Here is a 26,988-nt window from a genome sequence, read left to right on the forward strand (position 1 = left end):
CTTCATCCAATCTTCTCGGTGCTGAAAACCATACTTTTTGAACTCGCACTTACAGTAGCTTCTCACTAACTGCCGCAGCTGTTGTTTCTTTATTGATAATGGACTGCTCACTTGTTCTTTTGAAATATTCTACATATAGAATATCCAGCAGATAGAGCTGTGAGATCTTTGCAGATAATGAACCGCCCTGCAGAGGACCCTCATTAGCACCACAAAGTAAGGTAAGATCCGAATACGACGTTAAAGGTGACTTCTCAAATCTCGTAATGGATACCACCTTAGCGCCTCGTTCCTTTGCTTTTCTTGCAACCTCGATACTATCTTTAGTTGAACCGGAGTAAGAAATGATTACAGCTACATCTCGGTTAGACATTAGCGCCGCAGACATCATCTGCAGATGTGAATCCATCAAACACTCCGTTTTGTTTGTGATGCGCATAAATTTAATTTTAGCTTCCATCGCCGTGATTAATGAAGAGCCTACACCGAAAAAAGATACTCGTTCCGCATTTATCATATAATCAATAGCTTCATTGATCTTCTGTATATCAATTAAATTATAGGTCTCGTTCAGTGCACTTACATTTGTGGTCAGCACTTTAGAAGCCACGGCTTCCGTAGTGTCATCCATTAGAATTTGATCCGTAAGCTGCGGGATCTCATTCTCCACAGTGATACTATGAGCAAGTGCAATCTTGAACTCTTGATACCCTTTATAACTTAAAGATTTGCAAAATCGAAAAATACTTGATTCACCTACATCGCACGCGTCTGCAAGATCAGTAATCGACATATAGACAACACTTCTCGTGTTCTCAAGGACGTAGTCCGCTACCTTCTTCTCCGTATTCGTCAAATTATTGTACTTGGAATGAATCGAAGAAAAAATACTGATTGTTCGCAAATAAGCCCCTCCTTTATAATGATTTAATGTGCGAATAAAGAGGAAGCGCCTAGCAAGCCTGCCTTATTCCCAAGTGAGGCCTTAACAATTCTTACACCCGCGAAACTCTCCATAATTAAAGATTTCGTCCGTTCCTCAACCCTTTGAACTAAATCTTCTTGCTCCATAACGCCGCCTCCAATAATTATAGCGGATGGATTGAAAATATGAATAATTGAAGCTAAGCCCACGGACACCTCAGTTACCCATGAATCCAAAATCTGTTTTAGAGCTTCGTCCCCTTTGTTGATTTTATCAAAAAGGACTTTTCCGTCTATACATTCAGGATCTGCCTGCTGAGCCGCCTTTACCAAGGCAGTGGTTGAAGCATACTTCTCATAAAAAGGCAGTCCCTCCACCGCATCTGACAATGGATGTGTCAGGATATGACCAAATTCGGCCGCCACCCCATCTGCTCCTTTATAGATTTGGCGGTTCATTACTATGGCACCACCAATGCCCGTGCCAAACGTCAAACATAAGAAATTGTTAAAGTTGTGGGCAGCACCATAATGAGCCTCGCCTAATGCTGCTGAATTCACATCGTTCTCTACCATAACAGGTTTATGAAAATGATTAGTTACAATTTCCTTAATCTTCATCCCTGTATATCTAGGTATATTTTCGTTAGCATAGACTATAATTCCTTCTTCAGCATTGACTTGACCGGCCGTACTTATAGCAATGGCATCAAAATCATCATTTTCTGCAATTTTATCAAGTAATCTTGAGATTACATGCGGCCCTCCCAAGAGGCTCTCTGTTGCATACTCCTTAAAGTTATGAACATTCCCAAGTTGATCACATATACACATCTTGGTATTGGTACCGCCAATATCTACAGCGAGAATTCTCATCCTTATCTACCCTCTCCGGCAATCTACTGAATAGCGTCTACAAACCTTTTGGTAATCTCCATTGGTCTTGTAATCGCTGAGCCGACTACTGCTGAATAAACACCCAGATCGAACATTGTCTTCAGTTCTTCAGGAGTGGAAACACCGCCTTCAGCTATCACAGGCACAGAGAAGTTGGTCACGATTTGTTTGACTAGCTCAAAATCCGGGAGTGAACGGTCTTTCGTATACTTTGTGTATCCACTTAAGGTGGTTCCTATAAGATCAAATCCCAGCTCAACAGCTTTAGCAGCTTCTTCAAATGTAGAGCAATCTGCCATAAACAGTTGATCTTTATAGGTCTCTCTTATGTGAGGAAATAGTTCTGAGATGGTTGATCCATCCGGCCGAGTCCGGTCTGTCGCGTCCATAGCAATGATATCTACCCCTTCGCGGTAAAGCTCATCTACTTCCTTCAGGGTTGGTGTAATAAACACTTCAGAACCTTCATATACCCTTTTGATGATCCCAATGATAGGTAAATCCACTGTTTTCTTAATTTCTTGAATATCTGCTACACTATTTGCCCGAATGCCTGAAGCACCGCCCAAGTATGCTGCATAAGCCATTCTTCCCATTATAAACGGACTATGCAGCGGTTCTTCGGGTAAGGCTTGACTGGAGACGACTAGTTTATGTTTTATCTTTTTAAGTACATTATTTTCAGTATTCATCAGTAACCCACTCCACATTTTTATTTATTCTTTCACTGCTCCTGCTGTAATTCCATTGGTGAAGAACCGCTGAAATAACATGAACACTAGCAACATCGGAATTGCAGCAATGGTGGCTCCGGCCATTTTATATGCGAAATTAGGATTCAGATCCTGCATTAAGGTTGCAGTACCAACCATTAATGTTTTCATTTTGTTCTCTTGGCCTATAACCAGCTGCCACAAATAATCATTCCAGACTTGCACAAAATTCAGAATAAATAAGGCTCCGATACCAGGTTTAATAATAGGCACCATGATGCGAGTGAAGATCCTCCATTCATTTGCACCATCTATTCTCCCGGCTTCTCTTAAAGCATTAGGGGTTAAATCGAAGAATCCTTTTAATAAGAACACTCCAAATGCACCCGCAACGTTCGGCCAAATCATACCGTTATACGAATTCACCATTCCAAATTGCTGTGTAATCCGGAATAAAGGCACGATCATAATTTCTTTAGGAATCATCAAGCTAGATATGAAAATAATGAAGATGATATCTTTACCTTTAAAATTGATCTTTGAGAACGCATAGGCAGCCATAGCGCCTACAATAATAACGATAATCGTAGATACGCCTGAAACATAAATACTATTAAACGTCCATCTCAAAGCCGGTTGGTTCTGAAACACATCCACATAGTTGGAGAAAGTGATCGATTTAGGCCACCAGTCTGGAGGCATCTTCACGACATCTGAACTGTTCTTGAGAGAACTTGTGAATAACCAATATAATGGAAAAAGATTAAGGAGCGCGAAGAGGACAATGATCACATTCGATATCACATCAAACTTCTCTCTCTTCTTCTTATTTCTTATTTTCGACATGTTGTATTCCCCCTCACTTCACCTTAATCATGCTTCGTAGCTGAGGCACAGATAATAACAATGTAATCACGAACATGATAACGCCTACCGCAGAAGCTACGCCGAGTTGGTTGTACTTAAAGGCATTATTATAGAGGTAGTACATCAAGGTTACCGATGAATTGTTCGGACCACCGCCAGTTAATAACTGGATGACTACAAATATTTTTAGAACAGCAATAATATTGATAATCGTAATATAGGTCGTTGTTGGTCCTACAGAAGGAATGAGGATCTTCGTAATCACTTGCCATCTGCTTGCACCGTCGATTTCTGCTGCTTCAAAAAGCTCTTTAGATACACCAATCATCGAAGCAATATACAGAATAATGGCTTGGCCCACGTTAGTCGCGAAGGTCACAAAGATCACCACTGGCAAAACTGTCTTTGGATTTCCTAGAAGATTAATCGTCCCAAGTCCCATATCTTTATATATAAAAGAAATAAGTCCGTTAGCAGGATTCAGCAGGAAGCTCCATACCATACTCATAACAACCATGGATACCATGACCGGGATATAATAACTCCCTCTTATAAAGGAAACGTACTTAGCGTTCTTATCAAATACAGCCGAGGCTACAAATAAGGCAAAGCCCACTGTAAGCAGGACGATAAAGACTACGAATATAATCGTATTGAAGATCGCCTTGAAGAATACCGGATCATTAAACAATGTGGTGTAATTAGCCAAACCCACAAACTTCTCACTATCATAATTAATTTGGTATAAGCTCAGGCGCATCCCTTCTAAGATCGGATAGACAAGAAAGGCTAAGAATACGATCATCTGAGGTAAAATAAACAGATAACCTGTAATATTCTCTTTTAGGTAATTACTACGTAGTTTCATATCGTTTACCTTTCTAATTAACAGCCCTTGGAGCCTCTTCAGACTCTAAAGGCTGTTAATCGTTTATTGTTTACCTGTTCTTAGATTATTGGAAAATGACAGAGCTAGCTTTATTCGTATCAATCACTTTATTACCATTGGTCTGATAATCTTGTACAAACTGTTCTGGTGTCTTTGCTCCCATGTAAAGCGCCTGTAGATCAGGGTACAAAACTTCTCTTAATTGGCTATATCCTGGAACGTTGCCCGTGAAGTTAAACAAATATTTTGAGTTGGCATCATAAGCAGCAAAGAGAGGATTCTCCGACTTAAGTTCTTCAGCCACCGAGCTTCTCACAGGAATACCATTCTTAGAGGATTTAACTAGTTCAGGATCACTTGAAAAGAACTTCACGAAATCTTTAGCCACTTCAGTCTTCTTCGCATCTTTGGACTTAAATACACTAGCACCAACTACATAAGTAAAGGATAGAGGATCTCCGCTTTCGGACGGAATATTAGCAAGACGCATATCAAACTTAGCAGACGTGCCGGATTCCATATTTGCTTTTGTTCCATTAAACAGGATTGGATTGGTGAAACTGATCGCCAGCTGCTGATTCTGGAACATGGCATTGGCATCATTGGAGGATACAGATTCAGCGCCTGGATTTGTATATCCGCCGTCATATAATTTTTTCAGCCATGTTGCAGCTTTAACTCCATTCGCATCATTCAGAACAATGTTCCCTTGATCATCGAAGAACTTGTTGCCGAACATTCTTAAGTATGCAAGGTTCCATGTATCTCCTTGGTTATTCACAGCGTACAGTGCCATTGGATAGGCATTAGAATATTTGTCTTTCGGAAGATTATTTTTCAGACCGTCCAAGATTTGTTGATACTCATCCAAGTTCCAAGTCTTAATTTCGGACTCTCCACCTACGAACTTGTCTAAACCAGCCGCTTTAAACATGTCTGCGTTGTAGACCAAAGTGCCTGGATTGTGTTGGAATGGGTAGAAGTACACATCTTTTCCGAACGTTACTGCATCCCAGTAATTTTGTGCGATATCACTTTTTGCGCCCTCATCGATGATGTCAGTCAAAGGCTCCAAAGCTCCACGATGAACATAATCGCCCATTGGGAATACGCTTTCAAAGAAGACATTTGGTGGAGTTCCTCCGCTCAAGTTAACGTTGAGGAGTTGGTCGCGCTGATCTCCGGCAATAACTTCAACCTGAATGTCTGCATCATATTTATCATATTGTGCCTTGAATTTCTCAGCTGCAGCCTTAAGGAAGCTATCATAGTCAGCTCCTTGTTCCGTTGCATCCACAACACCTTTCCACTGAGGGGTCAGCCATACTTTAATCGCGACTTTTTCCTTGCCAGATTTAGCAGTATTATCGGATGTATTAGAACTTGCTGCATTGTTACCAGAGCATCCTGAAATCAATGAAATAATTACCATTAATGCAACCATTGTTGAGAGTACACGTTTCTTCTTCATTTTAAATCCTCCCCTATTCTAATATCCGTTTGACATGATATTTCACTAAATCAGCCATGTTCCGATGCCCTTGTCGATCAAGATGCATGTAGTCTATTTCATTCATCGATACATCTTCGCTGGCATCCATAAAGTGGATGTCTGTCCCTCTAAGAAAATTCCCGAGATGCTGAGAGATCTCTATGGATTTCTCACTACAATTACTCCCCATTGGCTTACCAATGGGAGTATGAATATACGCTGCCCCAATGGGGGGCGGTGCGATCACAAGTACTTCCGGTGCTTTTCCCGCTGGTCCTGTCCCGCTCCCTCTAGCTTTATGAGCGAGTCTAACAATACCTTGTGCGATGTTATACGAAGTTAATGCAAATCTTTCTTTCGTATCATTCGTCCCAAGCATGATTACTACCAAATGAAGTGGTGCATGTGACATGAGGCATGGATAGAGATAAGATATTCCGGCTAACCCTTCAAATAACGGATCCTCACTAACACTGGTTCTACCGGGAAGCCCTTCTTCTATGACACGATAAGTGTTGTACAATTCTGATTGAAGAAGTCCGGTCCAACGTATTTCATCATTAAACCTTTGGTCCGTCTCTGCGTCGTAGCCCCAAGTATTGGAATCACCAAAGCATACGATCGTTCTCTTCATTTCATTAACCACAATATTTTTCGATTGCTTGATCAATCAATTTCATAATGTCTGCGATTGGACCCGCATCTTCAGCGGCTACCCCTTCAAGCGGTGCTCTTACACTACCAATGTTTACACCTCTCAATCTCAGAACCTCTTTAATTTCCGCATACATAGAACCCTTGAGGGAACAAAGCGCGATGATGATATCGTTAATATCACTTTGAAGTTGTCCTGCTTCTTCAAACTTCCCAGCGAGTACAAATTTATTAGCCTGCAAGAACAACTCCGGCATCACCGCATAAGTACCACCAATGCCTGCATCGGCTCCCATGATTCTTCCCGCTACATACTGTTCATCCGGTCCATTAAAGACCACTACATCTTTTCCACCCACTCTTTTAAATCTTTCAATATCCATAGTTGGCATAGAAGAATTCTTAACACCGATAACCTTATCATTAGCAAGAAGCTTCTGGAATAAAGCCGGGGTCAGTGTATACCCTGTAGTCTGAGGAATGTTGTAGATAATGAACGGTAGCGGAGTTGCGTCCATAATATCGCTCCAATATTTAGAGACTGCGCTATCAGGTAATTTGAAATAGATAGGTGGGATTGCGGATAGTGCATCATATCCTAAGCTCGCCGCATGTTTTGCTAATTCGATACTATCTCTAGTGGAAGGGGCTCCAACATGAGCAATCAGTGTCATTTTACCTTTCAGGTTACTAGCTACATAGCTAAGTACCGCTTTGCGTTCGTCCAGACTCTGGTAGATACATTCTCCAGAACTTCCTCCCACATAAACACCTTGAACTCCTTTTTCAAATAAGTAATCACATAAGGTATGCGTCCGGGATTCCGAAATATTTCCTTGATCATCGTAGCAAGCATAGAAGGCAGGTATAATTCCGTGAAACTTTTCCAAAATCATTGTTAATCCCCCTTAAGATGTGAACGGTTTCTTTTCTACATATTCAAGATATCACTTAAATTTGATTCTGTAAATTATTTTCTCTATTTTTTATAAAATAAAATTTATTTCCACCAGAAGAACAATCATTACTAGAAAAATAATTTCATTTAAGTGAATGCCCATAAAAGAAGACCTTATTTTCCATTTAAAAATAGAATATCGTACGCTATAAGCTGCTGTTCTTATTATCAGAGTAACACTATCTACGAGCTTAAAATCATTCGCCGGAATAGTAATTACTAGAAATTGTTCGCAACGCTTAGGGGCAATTGATTATCCTTTTAAATCTAATGAAAGTGTCTCCTACCAGGAGACGATTTTCTCCATAGGAAGCACAAACCCTAATTAACACACAATGTTCACTTAAAAACTGTGTTTTTCACGTGGACACAGCTTTAAAAAACTAATTTCCATGATATAATGAAAGCGTAACCAGAACAATATAAAATACATTGTTTCTTCGCCAAAGGAGGCTGGAGGAAATGCTAGCAGGTCTTAAGGAACTTAAAAATTGGGTAACGGAAAATTGGAATCCAACGATGAATTCAGGTAATGAGGATTATCAAAAAATGGAATATTCTGTGCAACGCCACTTGCACACTCCAAGATCCCCAAAACCACTCACTTATGAAGAAGAAGCTCGTATCAAGACTGTTAAATTCCATTAATCTCACCACCTTTAGATACAGATTGACCCTATAATAGAATCTTGTCCTAAGGCCGCAGATCCGGAAGTTATTCCAGTAGAGCGGTCTTTTATTATGCCTTGAGATTATGTAAAGAAAAACCTTCCCCACCCTAAGGGTGAGGAAGGCTAAGGGGTTATTTCTTCATTTTCCGATAAATCTAAGGCTTATCTTCCTAGTATCATTTTATCTTATATTCTTCTTTCTTCTGCAAGTCCGAAAGCTTGACAGCCTGACCTGCATTCAATCTCGAATGTTCCGACGCGAATGCGATCAAATGACTCTGCAGGGATGCCGTCGCCGAGGTCAAGCCTTGCGATGGATTGCTGTCAAATTGACGCACATTCCGCAGGAATGAGCCTACCATACGGTCATCGCCGCCTCCATGACCATCACCTTCCACATTGCAGCCAATCTCAACCTTCTCGCCCGATACATAGCGGTATAGCGTGAAGGATCCTTTGTCCATATCCCCAATGATCTCGCCTTGCGTTCCCATAATTTGAACCCGACGCGTGCCGCTCTGTGTCAGCCCTGACATGATAAACGATGCGTTCGCTCCGTTCTCGAACTCCATGTTGACCACCTGGTGATCCACAACATTATTATCGCAGTGATACACGCAGCGACCCCACGGTCCTTCCTTCAGCGCCTTCAAGATCCCCTCTTGCGACAAATCATTCGTCATATAGCGTGCCCAAGGATGTCCCGGGGGCTGAATATATATTTTCATCGCCGAGAAGGCGCATTCCTTCTCAACCTCACAGCCGTTGATACAGCGATCCGTGGAGCCTTCCGGAGCGTTCTCTGCCCTGAAATGCAGTAATGATCCGTACGAGCTCACGCTTGTACACGGTTGATTCATAAGCCAGGAGATGAGATCCAGATCATGGCATGATTTGGCCAGGATCATGGGACTCGTCTCCTCCGAATTACGCCAATTCCCGCGGACATAACTGTGTGTCATATGCAGGTAGCCCACATTTTCGGTTAATTGAATCGTACCTATCGTTCCGAGTTCACCGTCTTCAATGCATTTTTTGATCCCAGACCAGAATGGGGAATATCGCAGGACATGGGTTACGACGAGCAATCGCTTATACCGAAGCGAAGCTTGCTCCAATTCGATGCATTCTTCCATGGAAGGAGACATCGGCTTCTCTAGCATAACATGATAGCCTAGCTCCATCGCTTTCATCGCTGGTATATAATGCATCCGATCGAGCGTAGCAATTATCATCACGTCCGCAATTTGACCCTGATCGAATACTTTCTCCCAAGAATCGTAAACATGCTCTGGGGCAATTCTATGAATCTCTGCAAATCGATTTCTACGTTCATCATCCGGCTCAGCTACGGCAACAATCTTTAATTCATTCGGGAACTTCTCCGCGTAGGGCCCATAAATATATCTTCCTCGACTGCCAGCGCCAAGTAATACAGCTGTTAATGTTCTCAAGACTACTCCTCCTCTTGCGCACCTAGTGTACTTCCATTGTAAGGCGGTAGGAACGGAGGCAAAAGAGATCGTTACTGACATTTCATATACATTTATTGACCTTGATTCTGTATATGGATCCTTGCCATACGGAAATCTTGCGGCGTCGTTTCGTTCTGCTTCTTGAAGAAGCGAATAAACGCAAGCGCGGAGTTGTACCCCAGGGCAGCAGCAATTTCATTCACTTTCATCGATGTGTTGAGCAGCATATCTTTGGCGATCAGGTTACGATAGTCGTTCACATATTTAGATAACCCCATTCCAGTGATTTGCTTATAAAGCCGGGATAAATACGATGGATTCAAGCTAACGTAATCGGCCAGCGCATTTAAGGAGATATCCGTGGAAATATGTTCTTCAATATATCGATGTACTTTATTCACGACCTCTGTCGGCAATTGCGTACCCCGCAGCGCATTCCATTCGAAGAAGCAATCCGCCATTTGCGAGAAGTATTGAATCAGCTCCGACCATGATGCGGAATCTCCATAGCGATATAACTTATCCAGATCCATCAGCGTATTGATATAATCCCGAATTTCCCGATTCTTATGGATATAGAACAGAAAAATAGCTGAAAGTGAATGATACAGTTCGATCTTCCGCTCATTCGGCGACTCCTCATCATTCCAAATGGACGTTAGTTCGGCATACAGCTTGTTGAATTGTTCCCGATGATTATTCTCGAGACAAGACATCAGCAATTGAACACGGGCGTGATAGAAGGCATCGCGGTAGTTCCCACTCAGATCACCGTTCACTTCTCTTTGAATGTCTTTATCGGTCAATATGACCTCATCAAATAATCCATGTCCTTGTACCAGACCGTATTTGATCGAGTGAAACCGATCAGATATGTTATCCCATGTCGTTGCTTCACTTCCAAGAAGGAAAGAAACCGACAAACTCAGCAATCTCTTGCAATTTCCCTGCACAGTCTCCAGAATACCGCTCGTATACCGATGAGCTCTGATCCAATCCTGATCCCCGTATTCGATAGACGATCTATCCGGGATTTTCGGTTGAATCATCCAGATGATTTTGGATAACTCGAATACAACGGAATAGCATCTGACCTGCGTGGACAAATACTCATCGCAAATGTTCTGTACGGCGTAAGTCAATAACGCTTTATCCGGCGTCGTGAACATTTCTTTCCATGCGTCTACCCTGCCTATGAGCAAGTAAACCGGCAATGTCGCATCAAGCGGGATATCGATTTCTTTGAACGCCTGCTTTAATTGGCTATCCGATACATGCTTGCCTTGAAAGAGCTCCCACACATACTCTTTTTGCAGAGAGGGCAATGCCAGTCTCATTTTGGATTGCGCTCTAGCAATCATCTGTTCTTGGTTATTTTCTTCTTCAATTTTCTCAATCGCCCGTTCTACGGACTGAATAATTTTCTCATCACTTTCGACCTTCAGAATATAATCGAACCCACCGTACGTAATTGCGCTCTTAGCATAATGAAAATCATTGTATCCTGTTAAGAAAATAACTTTGCAGGCCGGCCACTGGGATTTGATTTCCCGAAGCAGCTCAATCCCTTCCAGTCCAGGCATCTTAATGTCGGAAATCACGATATCAATACGATGATGAGACAGTACCTCCAGTGCTTCTTCACCTGAATATGCCTTCATAACCTCGAGTTGTAAATGATCGGTCTCATTGAATAGCTCCAGAAGACCATCGACAATAATGGGAAGGTCATCGACGATTAGCAGTCGGTACATGCTGATTCCTCCTCTAGTTCGCGCTCAGATTGATTCTTACTTGAAGTCCACCAAGAGCAGAACGTGACACTGTAATGCCATATTCCTCACCGTACCGCAGCTGTATTCTGCGATGTACATTTATGATTCCGGTTGTTTCCTCCATCCGAGTGGTGGATTGACGCAGCCGCTTCTGAAGCTGTTCGATCTCCGCATCGGAGATGCTTCGGCCGTTATCTTCGACATAGATGGAGAATACATCACCCACCCGCTCACAGTGAACCCATAGCTCACCCTGCTGAATCATATTGCCCAAGGCATGCTTATAAGCATTTTCGATGATCGGCTGCAGAATCAGCCTCGGCACGAAGAAATCGGGAACATCACCTTCGAACTTGACTTGAATACGGTCTCCGTAACATATGGTTTGCATGTCTACATACGTGCGAGAATGATTGACCTCCAGCCCCAGCGGAATATCATCCTCGTCATCGCGAGTAATGAACTGAAAATATTGTCCGATGTACAGGCAGAATTGATAAGCCTTTTCCTTCTGATTCTCGGATTTAATTAACCGGCACAATACAAAAAAACAATTATATAAAAAATGAGGATTAATTTGCGATTGCAATCGTTTCAGTTCGGAACGCTGGTTCCTGATTTGCTGCTCGTAATTTTCCTCGATTAGTGTTTTCAAGGATCGGATCGTATTATTAAAAGCGTGGTACAAATACCCGAACTCATCAGCTCCGCGATCGATCACGATCGGTTCCAGCCTATTCTGCTGAACGCGCCGAAAGGAATGCACAAGTTTCATTAATGGCCGATAGATAAATCGTAATAGAAAGTAGGAGAAGAAAACGACAATACCTACAGCTAGCACGCAAGCCCACCAGAACAATGCTCGATAGATCTCAAGGGAACCCAAGATCTTCTCCTCGGGAATGCACATAATCGAATAGGAATTCCAGAGACTGGAGTATTTATATACCGTAAGAAACCGCTTACTATTATACATAATCGTTTCGTATCCTTCGTCTTTTTGCAATTCCCGCTTATCCGCAGCGAAGGATTTCATGTGTTCCAACAGTTCAGGATCCATGTCACTCTCGATCTCCCAACCACGTTCCAGATTGAGTAATACGCTCTGTCCACCACGCGAGCTGCCGATTTGAGATAACGTTTCTCTGATTTTGGTAGTCGATAATTCAACCGCTACGATATAAATCGGATTTTTAACGGTATTAATGGGGTATTGCATGGAAATAAATAATCGATCATTCCAGTAAATGAAAGGTTCTTCGTATAATCCCTTGTTTTGCTGCATAGAAGCATATTCCTGCATATTCGTCGAAGTTTCAAATTTATTGCTAAGTATCGTTCGGTCGATAAGAGGGATATACGCCCTTGCTTCTTGTATAAATGGACTTGAGTTCTTCATCAATTCAAGCCGTCTTTGGATATCTAATATTTTTTGCGCACGATCGTAATAACTCATGTAATTGCCTGTAGTTGCAATTTCCATCAAGTCTTTGTCCATCACATAGTTCGGCAAATAACGGCTGATCCGGTCTGCTTCCTTGTCGAGTGAATCCAGATAGAAGCGAGTCGTATTTAGAATAGACTCGGAAATCTCACTCCGAATATTGTCCGAACCCTTCTCATTAATCAACCAGGTAATCGCCATGAGCGGAAACAAGGCTGCCAGAAAGGCAGCCATTATTTTCTGGAATATAGAGGAATCTTTAATCAAGAATCGGATTTTCATCGTTTGTTCTCCTGCAATGCAATGTCTTAGTTTGAGTGCCCTATTTTATTCTTTGACACTCCCCATCACAATTCCTTTAATGAAGAACCGCTGCAAGAACGGATACACGATTAGAATCGGAAATGCTGCTACGAAAATTTGAGCGGCTCTGCTCGTACGATCGGACAATTTGAGCATTAATTCTGCCCTCTCAGGTTTAATAAAGCGGAAATCCATTTTGATAATGATCGTCTGCAGGAAGGTCTGCAGCGGATAATTCTCGGGATGATTCATATAAATCATACCGTCAAACCAGCTATTCCAATGCCCCACCATGGTGAAAAGACCTGTCGTTGCCAATGCCGGCAACGATAGCGGCACATATATTTTCCATAAGGTAGTAAATTGACCCGCCCCATCGAGCAGCGAAGATTCCTCAAGTTCTTTGGGCAGACTGCGATAGAAATTCAGCAGCAGAATAACGTTGAACACCATAATCGCTCCTGGCAGCACCAAAGCCCAGATTGTATCGAGCATCCCAAGGTTCTTCACGGTTAAATAGTTTGGAATAAGCCCGCCACTGAATAAAATCGTGAATACGAAGAACCATGAATAGAAGGTCCGCAGCCGAAATTGGCGAGAATCTTTGGATAATGGATAGGCCGTGATAATCGTCAGGAACATGCTGATTGTCGTTCCCATAAGGACCCGCTGAATCGATACCCAGAATGCACGTAAATATTCAGGTTTTCCAAATACGTTAGCATAAGCAGCCGTTGTGAATTCAACTGGCCACAGGATGACTTTTCCGGCGGATGCTGCCTGCCCGGAGCTGAACGAGAGCGCCAAAATATGAATAATAGGCATGAGGCATAAGAAAGATACGGATCCCAGAAAAATGAAATTACATATCAAAAACAATTTCCTTCCGAATGATCTGTTAGTACGCACGATGTGTCTCCCTTCTGAATTACCGACGATCGCATTAGAAAATGCGGTAATTCGCTACACGATAGGCTAAGATATAGGACATAGATACGAATACGAAAGAGATGACTGATTTCAGTAGTCCTACGGCCGTAGCGAAACCGAACTGTGCTTGCTCAATCCCCATACGATATACGAAGGTATCGATAATATCCGCACTCTCATAGACCGGAGGACTGTATAGATTGAAGATTTGATCAAATCCGGCATTCAGTACATTCCCGATACTAAGCGTGAACATGAGGACGATAATAGGAAGCATCCCCGGCAGCGTCACATGTAACGTCTGCTTAAAGCGTCCTGCGCCGTCGATCTCCGCTGCCTCGTATAGTGACGGATTAATACTGGTAAGCGCAGCCAGATAGACAATCGTACCAAATCCGAACTCTTTCCATACATCCGATATGACCATGACATAAGGGAACCATTTATTGTCTCCCAGGAAAAAAACAGGGTCGATACCAAACAAGCCAAGCACTTGATTGAGAATACCGGAAGATGGAGACAATACATCGATTAGAATACCGCTTAACAAGACCCATGATAGAAAATGCGGCAAGTACACGAGCGTCTGGAAGGTCCGTTTGACCCATTCTTTCCGCAGCTCATTCAGCAGTATCGCTATGGTGACCGGAACGACCATGCCTGCTACAATTTTCATCACCGCAATGTATACTGTATTGAAGAATATCCGGCCGATATCGGGGTAATCCATCAGTAACTGAAAGTTTTTAAGACCAATAAATGGGGAGCCGAACAACCCTTTATTCGGTACGTATTTCTGAAAGGCCATCATAATGCCGGCCATCGGGATATAACTGAAGATGAGGACCAATACGATCCCAGGAACCAACATCAAGTGAAGCGGCCACTCCCTTTTCCACATACGCGTTAATACATTCATGCCATCCACCTCGCTATAGGACTAAAAAATTAAAAACTAGGTTAAAGAAAAGAGAGGTCGTTTGTGTCCAACCCCTCGATTCTCCTGCTATCATTGTTTGTTAGTCGCGTACCATTCATTGACTTCTTTGGTCATTTCGTCGCCGCCAAGCTTTTTCCACTCTTCCACGAATTTATCGAATTCATCCACGGATACTTGATTCATCATAATCTTGAAGTATACTTCATCCCGCTTCTTCTTCAGGATTTCTTGTCGATCTGCCATGGTTGGAGTCGGTGCGCCGTAGAATTTGTTCTGTAGGTACTGTTTATTGTTCTGAATTTCAGGAACAAGTGAATATGCGCCTTTTGGACCTGAAATCAGATATTCCCACCACATGTTGATATCCGTACCGTCAACATACTTCATGGCACGCTCGTAACGAGTTTTTTGATCTTTCGTCTCCAAAATGCTCTCGTCTTTGTTCTCGATCGCTTTTGGCAATATTTCACCGTTATTATCCTTTTGTTTACCAACACGAAGCGGGCTTAGAAGCCAGTAGTTGTTGCCTTTCTCCTTCAGGTCTTTACCATACTCATACACTTTCTGTTCTGGCGTCGGATGATTATCCACGACAATCCAATGGTTCAGCAATTTAATAACGCCTTCCGGATGCTTCGCTTGCTTGGAGATAACATAATATTCGTCAACACCCAAACCGATCTGTGATAGTGCAGGTTCGCTATCCACCGATGGAATCGGGAATACGCCCCACTCTTGTACGACTTTACCATCCTTTACTGCGCCTTTAGCGAGCTGAGCCGGCACCCAAGACTGGCCGTATACGATACCTGCATTGTTGTTGTAGAGGAGCTCTGCCGCTTTCTCCACATCTTTAACAGAGAACTCAGGATCAATCAATCCTTTCTTAAACATTTCCTGCATCGCCTTAAGTGCGTCTTTCACTTGAGGCTGAATGTCACTGTTGACCAAATTGCCATTTCCGTCTTCCATCCAAAGATTTTCATAAGCATGGTAACTATTCAAGAATGCTATTAGTCCTGTAACACCTGTGGAATGGTTAAATGGATCTTTGCTAATTGCAATTCCATACGGTTTCCCAGTGCCGCCTGGATCTTTTGTTTTGAACGCTTCGGCGATCGTCATGAGATCCGCCATCGTCTTTGGTTCCGGCAGGTTCAATTTCTTCAGCCAGTCCGTGCGTACATAGAGGAACTGATACTGGTACGGATTATAAGAACTTGGAATCCCCATGAGTTTACCGTCGAAAGTGGCGGTCTTCAGTTGCATTCCGCCATCCATCGATAAGAATTTCTTCGTCTCATCCGTCGCATTCTTGTCATATACGTCCGTGATATCCATAATCATATCCGCTTCGGTCAGCTCTTTCAGCTGTGTAGCATTAACCTTCATGAAGTCCGGAAGATCATTGGAGGCGATGGACATCTTCACTTTCTCCTTGAATTGAACGTCATCGGCGGACACCCATTTATTCGTGAGCTTCACGCCGATATCTTTCTCATACGCATCATAGACCGAGTTCTTCTCAAAGCTCTCGCCCTCATCGAATTTGAGATACTGATCGCTTGCCGAAACTGTTGAAACTTCAATCACTTCATTTTTTTGTTCCACAGGTGTATCTGACTGCTTCTCTGGCTGCTTCTCCCCTTCATTTGTGGTTTTGCCGCATGCCGTGATAGTTAAACTTAGGATCAATGCGACGATCAGAAGTATTTTACTTTTTTTCTTCATATTACCCCTCCACATGGTCTCAAAATAGGTCGTGCATCTACTTCATGCAGCTTCTCTTCCTAGTTCTAGTATAGGAAAGGGAGTGATCCCCATCTATATACTAGTCTTTACTTTCGTATACACCTCTTGACTACCGTCAGGCTTGCCCCTAGAACGCACAAGAGAGGGGGAGTCTCCCCTAGGTTAGGTTGACTCCCCCTTCGCTTCGTTGAAACGTTATCGTGTAATAACTCGAATATTCAGCTCCCAAAGGCTAATGGTTATTCCCTCAGCTTTCAATAAACCTAAGCGCGCGTTCAGATTGATAATCAGCTAAACCTTTTGCGAATTGTTGATCAGGGAATCCTCTATGCAGTAGCTTTAAACCCGCTGAGGTTAATGATATATGGTGGTGAAGTTGATAAAATAGCAGTCTGTCAGGGTCAAGCCTATCGTTCTTAAGGTACCGGTAGAAATCCCCAAATCGCATCTCCAAAAAACTATGCTCATGCTCAATATCAAAAAACATGGCCCCTTCGATATCGATCAAAAAGGGTTCCAGCTTATCATTAACCAATACATGGTCAGGACCCATTTCCCCGTGAATAAATCCATACTGCTTTCTAGGCTTCATTCTTGCTTCTAACGCGTACAGCTTATCGAGTAGTTTACTTTGATTAGCCCTGATCTTCTCCATATGTTGAGAGGCATAAGCTAGCTGTACTTTCGCATTTTCCATTTTTAACAAATGACATGGTTCTGTGCTGATCTCGTTAGCATTGACTTTCCCAAAAATTCGCCTCTCGTTGGTATGCATAGTTGTAAGCATATCCCCTAGCCGCTGAAACACTTTATCTTGAACACGTAAATCAGCATGATGAAAATAGTCTTCTGCCTTACGTCCATCTATATATTCAACGAGCGCATAATCAAATGGGTAACGATCTTTTTCATTATTTAGATCATAAAGTGCAGGGGTCTGGATTCCATGTTGTATTAAGAACTTGTTGTTTAATTCAAATAATTCACTTCCATAGGACTGTTCATTTATATCTTCATTCGCTTTTTCTTCTTCAAAATAATTCATAGAAAGATCCCACACATACAAAACGCAGGAAAATCCATTACTGCACTCCATCTTGTAGACCACCTTTTGTGCGCCACCATGCATTCGTGAAACACAATTAACTACATAACTGGTACCAAAAATCCGTCCAATATAATCCTGTAAGTCGGCCTGATCAAGATGATAGGTAACGTCCATTAACAACACTCCATTTATTAAGTTTTGCCGGCTTCACAATAGTAAATAAAATCCAGCCCAAAGTATAGACTTTTTCTTTCTGATCAATTATGATGTTGAATAAGGTCTTGAAAAAAATAAGCATACAAAAAGCCTTTGGATTTTATTCCAAAAGGCTTTTTTTGATGAAATTTGTTGCGAGTGTTTGCAGTGCAAATACTGAATATTATACTTACTGAGAACGACATGCTGGAGCCATGCCTACTCTGAAATCAAAAAAAGACTTTCTGCTGTAACAGCAAGAAAGCCTCTTTTGTTATTTTATTCTAAGCTCAGCGTAATGAATCAATACACCTGACCAAGCAACTGGTAAGCATCTTCTTTGGATTTAACTGCTAAGAGCTCTTCCCTGAAATCATCATCCATCAGCTTGCGGGATAAGATTTGCAGCACTTTAAGATGGGCGTTCCCCTTACTGCTCCGCGGCACCGCAATCATAAAGATCAGTTTAGCTTCGCTTCCGTCTAAGCTGTTCCAATCTACTCCGTTCTGCTTGATACCAAACACAATGCTTGGCTTCAGTACAGCATCCGATTTACCGTGGGGAATGGCTATATTCAGACCGATGCCTGTCGAGCTTTCTTCTTCCCGGGCCAATATAGCCTCTTTAAAATCAATGGTAGAGCTTACCGCTCCGGCTCTATCCAGCGCTCCTATCATTTCGTTAATAATAGCGTCCTTAGTATCTCCATTCAGATCCAGGTTAATCAAATCTGGCGTAAGGATATCGGTTAATTTCTCAATGTGAATGGATGTCACTTCCGTCGTGGTCCGGTCATTTTCCTGTTCCGATGTAGACACGTCTGTGGCAGTTGTCTCAGCTACTCCGACAGAATATTCAAGATCTGCTTCTCCCAGGACATCCTGGCCTGTAGCTGTAACATCCTTTTTCAGCAGCCTGATCATAATAACCGTTACCGCCGAACCGGCAATGATGGCGATAAAAAACATCAGCACATTGTCAACGGCGCCTAGCACGGCTACAATCGGTCCGCCATGGGCTACTCTGTCCCCAACATGGCCAAGCATCGCTATCACCGAACCGACCATCGACCCTACCATGATACTTGGAATGACACGCAGAGGATCTTGTGCCGCAAACGGAATTGCACCTTCTGTGATACCAAATAGTCCCATTGTAAATGATGCTTTGCCGGCCTCTCGTTCCGCCGGTTCAAATTTACGTTTGTTAATCATCGCTGCAAGTCCCATACCAATTGGAGGGATACAAATAGCGGCGGCGATAGGGCCCATAATTTCATAGTTTCCTTCTCCGATCATAGCTGAACCGAATAGGAATGCAACCTTGTTCACTGGACCGCCCATATCGAAAGAAATCATCGCACCCAGAATCAGGGCTAGCAGAATCGAACTTGTACCCTGCATACCTGCGAGCCACCCCGTCAAGGATTCAAACACCTGCGCGATTGGGGAACCAATCAAGAATACAAAAATCAAACCTACAATCAGGGAAGTGAATATTGGAATAATGATGATTGGCATGATAGGTTTTAGCGCCTTAGGAACCTTCATTTTCTTGATTCCAAGCGCTACATAACCCGCTAGGAAACCGGCGATAATTCCGCCGATGAATCCGGCTCCCGCTTCACTCCCGTAAAAACTACCGTTCGCGGCGATGAATCCGCCGACCATACCCGGAACAAGACCTGGTCTGTCCGCAATACTCATCGCGATAAAACCAGCTAATATGGGCACCATGAAGGTAAATGAGGCCGATCCGATATCCAATATTGTCTTCCAGAATGAATCGTCCGGTACGACCAGACCTCCCGGGGTTTTCACACCACCTAGGGTCAGCGCAATTGCAACCAGTAAGCCGCCGACAACGATAAACGGCACCATATAGGACACACCGTTCATCAAATGGCGGTAAATCGGATTTTGCTTCGATTTTTTCTCTTGCTTAATATCTTCAGCAGACCGTAATTGTGCTCGGTAGACCTTCACTTCATCGCTCATCACCCGTCTGATCAGCTCTTCCGGATGGCGGATGCCTTCTTGTACGCCAACTACAAGCAGCTTTTTGCCGACAAACCGATCCTTTACCACCGTTTTGTCCGCCGCGATAATTATGCCATCCGCTTCACGGATATCCTGCTCGGTTAACTGATTCTCCACTCCAATAGAGCCTTGAGTTTCAACCTTCATATGGATACCTAGCTTAGCTGCCGCCTTTTGAAGATTTTCGGCGGCCATATACGTATGTGCTATTCCGTTAGGACATGAGGTTATCGCTAATATTTTCATGTTCATTCTCCTTCACTATAAATGTTTCCGCTTACATTCATAGTATAAACGCCAAACATACTCTTATCAGATTGAAGTTTTACCGTAGCTTCCGGAAAAACTAAATTTATTATTGTCAAAAAAATAAAACGATATTAATAGGTCACGCTTTTTCGTGTGTAAAGCCTATTTAATTTAGCCTTTCAGTCTGCTCAGAAATTTCATCACGTCAGTTTCCTTGGACAAAGCAGTGACAAAAGCCGGACGCTCACTGATCAGGGACAATTCCTTAAACAACTGCCTCGCTTCTTCCCGTTCTTCACTTTTTAATGCAAGCATAAACACGAGCTCCACTTTTTCAGTTTCCCAGAGGAGTGGCTGCTTTAAGGTGGCGATTGCAATCACCGATTGTTTGATCAATTGAGGGCTACCATGCGGAATGGCAATCCCTCCACCTATAGTTGTAGATGACATTATTTCTCTCCCCAGAGCGCTTTCCGCATAACCTGCCTCCGCATATCCCTTGTCCATCAATACTTGTCCCAGCTTAGATATAATCTGGTCTGGGTGCTGTACGTCTTGCTGGAGAAAGACCAGAAATGGGGATGTGTACTTCAAAAAAATAGATTCTTGTCTGTTGTTTGGTTCATCAAGCTGTTTAATTTCATTTTCCAGCTTTCGCTCGTCTCTAGCCTCCAACAAGGGGGAGACAAGTATATGTGGGATCTTCAGCCCCGAAAGAGCGACGGTAGAAATGACAAGATCAACTTTATGGATTGCTAGATAGTCATGGACTTCCGCTTTGGCCATTGATGCTTCCACATACACAGACGGAAATCTACGTTCAATTTTCGTTCGAAGCAGCTGGGACATGCCAATGCCCATGTGACATACGATAATCACCTTTTTGGGATGACTTTGGCCTTGATGAAGCCTTTCAACAGATGCCTGGAAATGCAGCGTCAGATAGGCCGCTTCTTCTTCGGGAATGGATAAATGAAGCGATTCACCCATCTCTTCCAGTGCCACAATGACCCGGTCAAACATAAAGGGATACATTTTCTTGATCTCGGACAGCATCGGATTGGACACGGCTAGACCGTAATCAAGACGGTTCAGGGTAGTATATAAATGAACTTTCAAACCATTCATCAGTACCTGATCTTGGGAAAATTGAATCATGTTGAGCACAGACATCCGGTGCGTCAGCTGCTCGACAATACCCTGTAAGAGAGGCTGCCTGTCCGCCAAATCGTCCCTACTAGAACCCTCACTATCCTGACGATAGCGGAATTTCCCGCCAAGTAGGCGCAATGCTAAATAAGCCGCTTCATTGCTGGGGAAAGACACGGCAAACAGCCGTTTCAACCGCAGCAAAAACTCCTCGGCCCATGTAAATTCCGCTTTTTCCTGCAAAAAAACAATTTCTTGATCGGAGAGAGAGATCGGCTGTTTAAGTTTGGTTCGTTTGACCATCAGCAAAATATGTAGCATTAGACTTTCAAAGGCTTCATCTGTGTAATAAAGCGAATGCCGCTTTTGCAATGCCCTTAATTCATTGTATACGCCAGCAATCTCGTGCTGTTCAAACTGTTTCATCATCATCTGTCCCGTCAACTCCGAGCTGTCTATCAACTGGTCCAAGCGCACCAGCGCCGTCCTTTTGTTTTTTTCGGAGCCTTCAATTGCAAGGCCAACTCTCTGCTTGGAGATCAAGGCTAGATTAAAGGGTTTCAACCACGCCTCAATTTTCTCTACATCTTTACGAATAACTGCTTTGTTCACAAAATACTGCGACGCTAAGTCCTGAATGGCTACGGGCTTGGCATCCATCAGCAGCCGGTAAGCGAGATGCAGAACTCTTTCCTCGTCGGATTCATGTCTAGCCGAGCTTTCTTCCGCATAAAGACGGTGGAATAAATCAGCCTGATCGGCTTCGTCAATCTCCAGATAAATACCCCGTCCCGGCCTTTTCACCAAGCTTGTATTTGAGTACCTTCCAATATATTCTTCTATGATTTTCAGATCGCTCCGAATGGTTTTCTCTGAGCAGTTGATCTCATCAGCTAGATTCTGCACTAACAATAATCGGTTCGATTCTGTTAATAAAATGCGAAAAATCTCTTTTTGCCTATTATTCATCAGATCTCCCTGCTTCCATCATGTTTTAGTGAGGTACAAGAGCAGGGATTCTCCCCATTAATTAATGATTAGTTTATCAACCTGAACTGAACCGTTCCATAATCAGATTCAGCCTCTTCAAGCTCTATCTTTACTGAAATAAACAGCATAATTATAGAGCTTACTACAAAAAAATCAAAAATAGAAGCTAGGCCTTCGCAGTTGACGGGTGAAATGGTCATGAAGATTATCCAGAATCTAATTTGTAACTTTGCTCAGCTTAAACTTCCACTAGTTAGCATTACTCAAGCTAATCAACGAACTTTTTCGCAAATATTGTAGGTATTCGTATCATTAGGAAACAAAAAACACCCGTTGGGGTGCCTTTGTTTACTCCAGTAATTATTTCTTGTGGTAAAAATAGATTGTCAATTTGATTTCCATATCGGTGTCGTATTTATTGACTCGTTATTCTATGTCCAACGGAAAATCAAGAAGTCGTGCCTGCACTCATATCCAGTGTAATTGTCCAAGGCGCATCAGATTAACTGCCAATAGAGAGCTTAAGGTCTCCCTGTATACTTTTCTAGTTTTTCATATAGCCCCCTTTTATGAGCACGTTTAACAATTAGCCCAAAGATAGTACGCTGTATCCAAAGTGGAATGCCAACGATTAGTGTGTTTTGTAGTGACAACACTAAAGCGGTGTGTGCGAGCAATTTTGGATTACCCTTTGCATCTGTTAGACCATCCTCCATTAGCCCATAATGAATTCGAACAGACTGCTCGAACTGGCTTGGTGGTGTTAATCGAACACGGAATACAACAGGCTCGTTGTGATTATTCTTAAAGGTATGTGGTGTTTTAAGAGGGGCCGTACGACGTTCTTCCGCTATTAGAATGTGGTCCGTTTTGCCTAATGTTACCGTGAGCTTGCCAGAAATCACTTCAAATTCTTCTTCAAAACGGTCATGAATATGTAATGGTGGACCTTTGCCATTTGAGGGGAGCGCAACTTCAATTAATAAATATTCTCCGTTCGTATCCTTTGCCGTTTCTATAAATGTAATTTGTTCGCCCGTAACTCGATTCGTTACAGTTTGTTCCATACACACTCACTCCCTTTCGTTAATCATTAATAAAGTGAACTCAAAGGTCTGTACCTTAAGCCTCAATTCTTTCAATAATAGAGAATATATAAATTGTCGAGTAGTGAGTGTTGTCATCACTTTGTCATGTGACAATATGGATTTTTATGTAATAAAAATGACCATAAGTTTGTTACCCCATATTGTTAGGCAAATTATTTAATAGTCTTATATGATGCTGCTGTATCTCTAGTTACTTTTTTGAGCCACCATCTTCATTAGTATCGTTACCGCCAATCAAATCGTTCTGCTATTACATTGTTATCCCGTTCTATTGTTACATCATTTAAGATGATCAGTCTGTAACCTTGACTACAATTTACAAAAGTTTTAGGACCATCCTTTGCAGGATGGCCCTTTCATTGAGCTAGCGTTGTTCAATTATCATCTTCGTTAACACATATCTACATTTCTCTTCAGTAAAAAAGTTATTTTTTCTTTACGGGTATCCAGATTTCCCCTGTAACATTCACTGCCATGCCATAATACATTTCGAAACTAGGGCCATCAACCTGCTCATATTCAGATGTTGGAAACCACTCGGAGTATATTCGTTCCCACAGTTTTTGCAGATCACATTGCGGCTCCGGGAAAATGGCCCATGTTAATGCCGGGACAGAAAGCTTTGTAAATCTCTCTGGAATTTCAAGCCCCTTAGGTAAATTGTAACAAATCATATACTTGAAAGATTCTCCTGTATGATCATATAAGGCAGCATGCAATACGGTGTCACCAAAACGTCCTAATATTTCGTTCATAAGATCAACACTGCCATCATCATCACATTTTCCACGAAATTGAGGAACTTCTGAGAACGCTGTTTTCATGTCCGAATTAATTAGACCATACACTCCGAACAGCTCAAAAGGCCCTCTTTGTTCAATTCGGTAATTCATCTCGACATCTCCTTTTATAGAAATATGAAAGGACATCCGAGGATAGGCTTTTAGAGAAACACCTTTATCGCGCGCAGATATGGGTACTATCCCATGAAGATTCTTAAACGCTCGTGCGAACGCTTCCGGAGAATCATATCCGTATTTCATAGCTACATCAATAACCTTTATTTTTGTTGTCTGCAGCTCAAAAGCCGCCAATGTCAACCGTCGGCGTCGAATGTACTCAGATAACGTTATTCCTGTAATAAATGGAAACATTCGTTGAAAATGATAACTAGAACAACACGCGATCTGCGCTATGTCATCATATGAGATTTTGTCTGCTAGATTTGTTTCTATATATTCCATGGCGCTGTTCATTCTCTCCAGCCAATCCATCGCATTCCCTCCCTTCGAGATAAAGTTTAGTGCAGATAAGAAATAAATGCCGTGCATTTGCTGCACGAAAAAGTCAGTAAAAAACTTGCCCAACTTATGATACGGTTCACAATCCATGAGGGCTTGATTGGATCATTGACTTTTATTATTATCCTAAAATAGTGCATAATCATATTTATCGGTATTTCAAACTTCATCTTAAAAAAACATTGACATGTGCACATGTATGCATATAATAACTTTAGGGGGCAGAGCTATGGGATTAAATCTTGATTCAAATAAATGTAAAAAGCTGATAGAAGACAATATTGACATTGAGTTTTTCCGAGCAGTATTTGATCCCGTGCGGAGTGAGTTATTGGTTTTCCTTTCTGTAAATGGTGAAATGACAATCGGTGGTATTGCAGAATATTTTCCACAGAATCGTTCAGTTATTTCTCGGCATCTTGACTTCATGAGTCGTTTCGGAATAGTTCAAAGGAGAAAAGAAGGGCGAGAAGTTTATTACAAAACTAATAATAATTTCATTGTAGATAAATTTGAACAAACAGCCAACAATATGAAAGCACTCCTGAATTTGAAATAATGTAGTGCTTTTTATTTTAATATTTATATGCATTTGTGCGCACATATACATCAAAGGAGGTTTTATTTTGATACAATCAAAAAGGAAATGGTTAGTTTTAGCCACGGTTAGTTTAGCCGTATTTATGGCTATGTTAGATATTACAATTGTTAATGTTGCATTACCAGAAATACAACAAGCTTTTTCAGCGAATTTTTCAAATCTGCAATGGGTGTTGAATGCCTATACTTTAGTTTATGCTGCAATGTTGTTGCCAGTTTCAAAATTAGGGGACATTATCGGACGTAAAAAAGTATTTTTATTAGGATTGGGTATTATTGTAATTGGCTCTTTAGCCAGTGGATTAGCAAACAGTGATATTTGGTTAAATATCTTTCGAGGATTTCAAGGAATTGGTGGAGCAGCTATGATGTCATTATCATTAACGATAGTTACTTCTTCATTTCCCGAAAAACAAAGAGGACTTGCACTAGGTATTTGGAGTAGTGCCGTAGGACTTGCTATTGCCGGTGGTCCTTTGATCGGTGGGGCATTGGTTGATAGTTTTGGTTGGCGATCTATTTTTCTAGTTAATATTCCTGTTGGGATTGCAGCCATTTTATTAGGAATGTTTGTTATTAAAGAAAGTGAAACCAACAAGAATGAAAGAATTGATATCCTTGGGCTGATTTTCAGCACAGCTATGATTTTTACGATGATTTTGGCCTTAATTCAAAAGTCGGTGCATGGAGATTACGCATGGACTGATTGGCACATTTTAAGTCTACTTGGATTTTCACTCATTTTGCTTATAGCATTTATCGTTACCGAAAGAAAAGTGAAACAACCAATGATTGAATTATCCATTTTTAGAAATTGGTCATTTAATGGTGCTAATATCGCGGCTTTTGTATTAGGTGCTGGACTATACGGAGGTTTTACTTACTTAACCATTCTTATGCAAAACTACATGGGTTATTCAGCTTTTGATACAGGTGTAAAAATGCTGCTCATTACTGGTTTTACGATCGTTCTTGGTCCTATTGCGGGAATTATCTCAGGAAAAATTGGTAATCGTTGGTTAGTCAGTGGAGCACTATTTATCGGTGCAATCGGAATATTTGTTATGCGTTATATGATCAAAGCTCCGTTTGAATGGAGCTATCTAATGCCTGGTTTTATTCTTTTAGGTATAAGCAATGCTCTAGTCAATCCACCTATTACAAATGCTGCTATGAGTTCAGTTGATAAAGAGTATGTAGGTATGGCTTCTGGTATCTTAAATGTCTTTAGACAAGTGGGTATCTCCTTTGGTGTTGTAATGCTAGGAATTAAGTTAACAGAAGGTTATAACGATTCGTTGAATAATAACATCATGAATTTAGCCAATATTCCTAGCGAGTTTAGAAATCAAATGCTGGCTATTTTCCATAAAGCTGGAGCTTTTGCAGGTTCACAAATTTTTGATAGCAAGCAAGCTGAAGCATTTAAAGTTATGCCGGCTTTTGATGAAATGAAGAAGATCGTTTTTAATGCTTTTAATTCTGGTATGCAAAATGTAACACTATTAATTGGTATCTTCTTATTAATGGGTACATTGGTGAGTGTAATTTTGATTAAAGACAACAAGAATACACAGAACGGGAATTAATCTTTTTTCACCAGTTATTACATTCAGATCAACT

General features: G+C 41.8%; 22 protein-coding genes. 3 read left to right on the top strand and 19 right to left on the bottom strand.

From position 1 onward, the window contains the following. Positions 1-49: 49 nt before the first annotated feature. From CA600_RS21445 to CA600_RS21480, 8 genes are all read right to left on the bottom strand, one after another. Entirely contained in the window at positions 50-904 is an 855-nt protein-coding gene (locus CA600_RS21445) for a MurR/RpiR family transcriptional regulator (RefSeq protein WP_094872738.1), read from the bottom strand. Positions 905-927: 23 nt separating this feature from the next. After that, on the bottom strand, positions 928-1,800 hold the full coding sequence (locus CA600_RS21450) for an ROK family protein (RefSeq protein WP_094872741.1): 873 nt from the start codon (positions 1,798-1,800) through the stop codon (positions 928-930). Positions 1,801-1,823: 23 nt separating this feature from the next. Continuing rightward, on the bottom strand, positions 1,824-2,513 hold the full coding sequence (locus CA600_RS21455; RefSeq protein WP_094872743.1) for an N-acetylmannosamine-6-phosphate 2-epimerase: 690 nt from the start codon (positions 2,511-2,513) through the stop codon (positions 1,824-1,826). A 24-nt stretch (positions 2,514-2,537) separates the two neighbouring features. Next, positions 2,538-3,380, bottom strand: coding sequence for a carbohydrate ABC transporter permease (locus CA600_RS21460; protein ID WP_081390001.1), 843 nt, complete (start codon positions 3,378-3,380; stop codon positions 2,538-2,540). Positions 3,381-3,393: 13 nt separating this feature from the next. After that, a complete protein-coding gene (locus CA600_RS21465; RefSeq protein WP_094872745.1) occupies positions 3,394-4,269 on the bottom strand; it encodes a carbohydrate ABC transporter permease in 876 nt (291 codons plus the stop codon). 85 nt (positions 4,270-4,354) lie between these two features. Further along, entirely contained in the window at positions 4,355-5,761 is a 1,407-nt protein-coding gene (locus CA600_RS21470; RefSeq protein WP_094872747.1) for an ABC transporter substrate-binding protein, read from the bottom strand. A 13-nt stretch (positions 5,762-5,774) separates the two neighbouring features. Beyond that, entirely contained in the window at positions 5,775-6,416 is a 642-nt protein-coding gene (locus CA600_RS21475) for a GDSL-type esterase/lipase family protein (protein WP_094872749.1), read from the bottom strand. A 4-nt stretch (positions 6,417-6,420) separates the two neighbouring features. Further along, the gene (locus CA600_RS21480) at positions 6,421-7,332 is read right to left on the bottom strand and encodes a dihydrodipicolinate synthase family protein (RefSeq protein ID WP_094872751.1); all 912 of its coding nucleotides are present in this window, start codon (positions 7,330-7,332) and stop codon (positions 6,421-6,423) included. Between the two features lie 524 nt (positions 7,333-7,856). Here CA600_RS21480 and CA600_RS21485 point away from each other — a divergent pair. Continuing rightward, entirely contained in the window at positions 7,857-8,042 is a 186-nt protein-coding gene (locus CA600_RS21485; RefSeq protein WP_042130754.1) for a hypothetical protein, read from the top strand. 199 nt (positions 8,043-8,241) lie between these two features. Here CA600_RS21485 and CA600_RS21490 read toward each other — a convergent pair whose 3' ends face one another. The 11 genes from CA600_RS21490 to CA600_RS21540 all read right to left on the bottom strand — a co-directional run bounded on the left by CA600_RS21490 (position 8,242) and on the right by CA600_RS21540 (position 24,738). After that, the gene (locus CA600_RS21490) at positions 8,242-9,519 is read right to left on the bottom strand and encodes a Gfo/Idh/MocA family protein (protein ID WP_094872753.1); all 1,278 of its coding nucleotides are present in this window, start codon (positions 9,517-9,519) and stop codon (positions 8,242-8,244) included. 92 nt (positions 9,520-9,611) lie between these two features. After that, the gene (locus CA600_RS21495) at positions 9,612-11,294 is read right to left on the bottom strand and encodes a response regulator (protein ID WP_094872755.1); all 1,683 of its coding nucleotides are present in this window, start codon (positions 11,292-11,294) and stop codon (positions 9,612-9,614) included. A gap of 13 nt (positions 11,295-11,307) precedes the next feature. Further along, a complete protein-coding gene (locus CA600_RS21500; RefSeq protein WP_094872757.1) occupies positions 11,308-13,041 on the bottom strand; it encodes a sensor histidine kinase in 1,734 nt (577 codons plus the stop codon). A 45-nt stretch (positions 13,042-13,086) separates the two neighbouring features. Next, the gene (locus CA600_RS21505; protein ID WP_094872759.1) at positions 13,087-13,971 is read right to left on the bottom strand and encodes a carbohydrate ABC transporter permease; all 885 of its coding nucleotides are present in this window, start codon (positions 13,969-13,971) and stop codon (positions 13,087-13,089) included. Positions 13,972-14,005: 34 nt separating this feature from the next. Then, entirely contained in the window at positions 14,006-14,911 is a 906-nt protein-coding gene (locus CA600_RS21510; protein ID WP_179281692.1) for an ABC transporter permease, read from the bottom strand. 90 nt (positions 14,912-15,001) lie between these two features. After that, positions 15,002-16,663 (bottom strand): extracellular solute-binding protein, encoded by a 1,662-nt coding sequence (locus tag CA600_RS21515; protein ID WP_094872761.1) that lies wholly within the window; start codon positions 16,661-16,663, stop codon positions 15,002-15,004. A gap of 268 nt (positions 16,664-16,931) precedes the next feature. Continuing rightward, positions 16,932-17,861 (bottom strand): phosphotransferase family protein, encoded by a 930-nt coding sequence (locus tag CA600_RS21520; RefSeq protein ID WP_094872814.1) that lies wholly within the window; start codon positions 17,859-17,861, stop codon positions 16,932-16,934. Between the two features lie 369 nt (positions 17,862-18,230). Beyond that, positions 18,231-20,213, bottom strand: a complete 1,983-nt coding sequence (locus tag CA600_RS21525) for a PTS fructose transporter subunit IIABC (protein ID WP_094872763.1) — start codon at positions 20,211-20,213, stop codon at positions 18,231-18,233. 174 nt (positions 20,214-20,387) lie between these two features. Then, entirely contained in the window at positions 20,388-22,334 is a 1,947-nt protein-coding gene (locus CA600_RS21530; protein WP_094872765.1) for a BglG family transcription antiterminator, read from the bottom strand. Between the two features lie 542 nt (positions 22,335-22,876). Beyond that, a complete protein-coding gene (locus CA600_RS21535; protein WP_094872767.1) occupies positions 22,877-23,422 on the bottom strand; it encodes a cupin domain-containing protein in 546 nt (181 codons plus the stop codon). A gap of 467 nt (positions 23,423-23,889) precedes the next feature. Next, the gene (locus CA600_RS21540) at positions 23,890-24,738 is read right to left on the bottom strand and encodes an AraC family transcriptional regulator (protein ID WP_094872769.1); all 849 of its coding nucleotides are present in this window, start codon (positions 24,736-24,738) and stop codon (positions 23,890-23,892) included. 256 nt (positions 24,739-24,994) lie between these two features. Here CA600_RS21540 and CA600_RS21545 point away from each other — a divergent pair, with 256 nt between their 5' ends. Together CA600_RS21545 and CA600_RS21550 are read left to right on the top strand one after the other, a co-directional pair. Beyond that, a complete protein-coding gene (locus CA600_RS21545; RefSeq protein ID WP_094872771.1) occupies positions 24,995-25,324 on the top strand; it encodes an ArsR/SmtB family transcription factor in 330 nt (109 codons plus the stop codon). Between the two features lie 67 nt (positions 25,325-25,391). Continuing rightward, positions 25,392-26,954 carry an MFS transporter gene (locus CA600_RS21550; protein WP_094872773.1) on the top strand — a complete coding sequence of 521 codons (1,563 nt, stop codon included), beginning with the start codon at positions 25,392-25,394 and terminating at the stop codon, positions 26,952-26,954. Positions 26,955-26,988 lie beyond the last annotated feature (34 nt).

The organism is Paenibacillus sp. VTT E-133280, assembly GCF_002264385.1.
Classification (GTDB): Bacteria; Bacillota; Bacilli; order Paenibacillales; family Paenibacillaceae; genus Paenibacillus_AQ; species Paenibacillus_AQ nitricinens.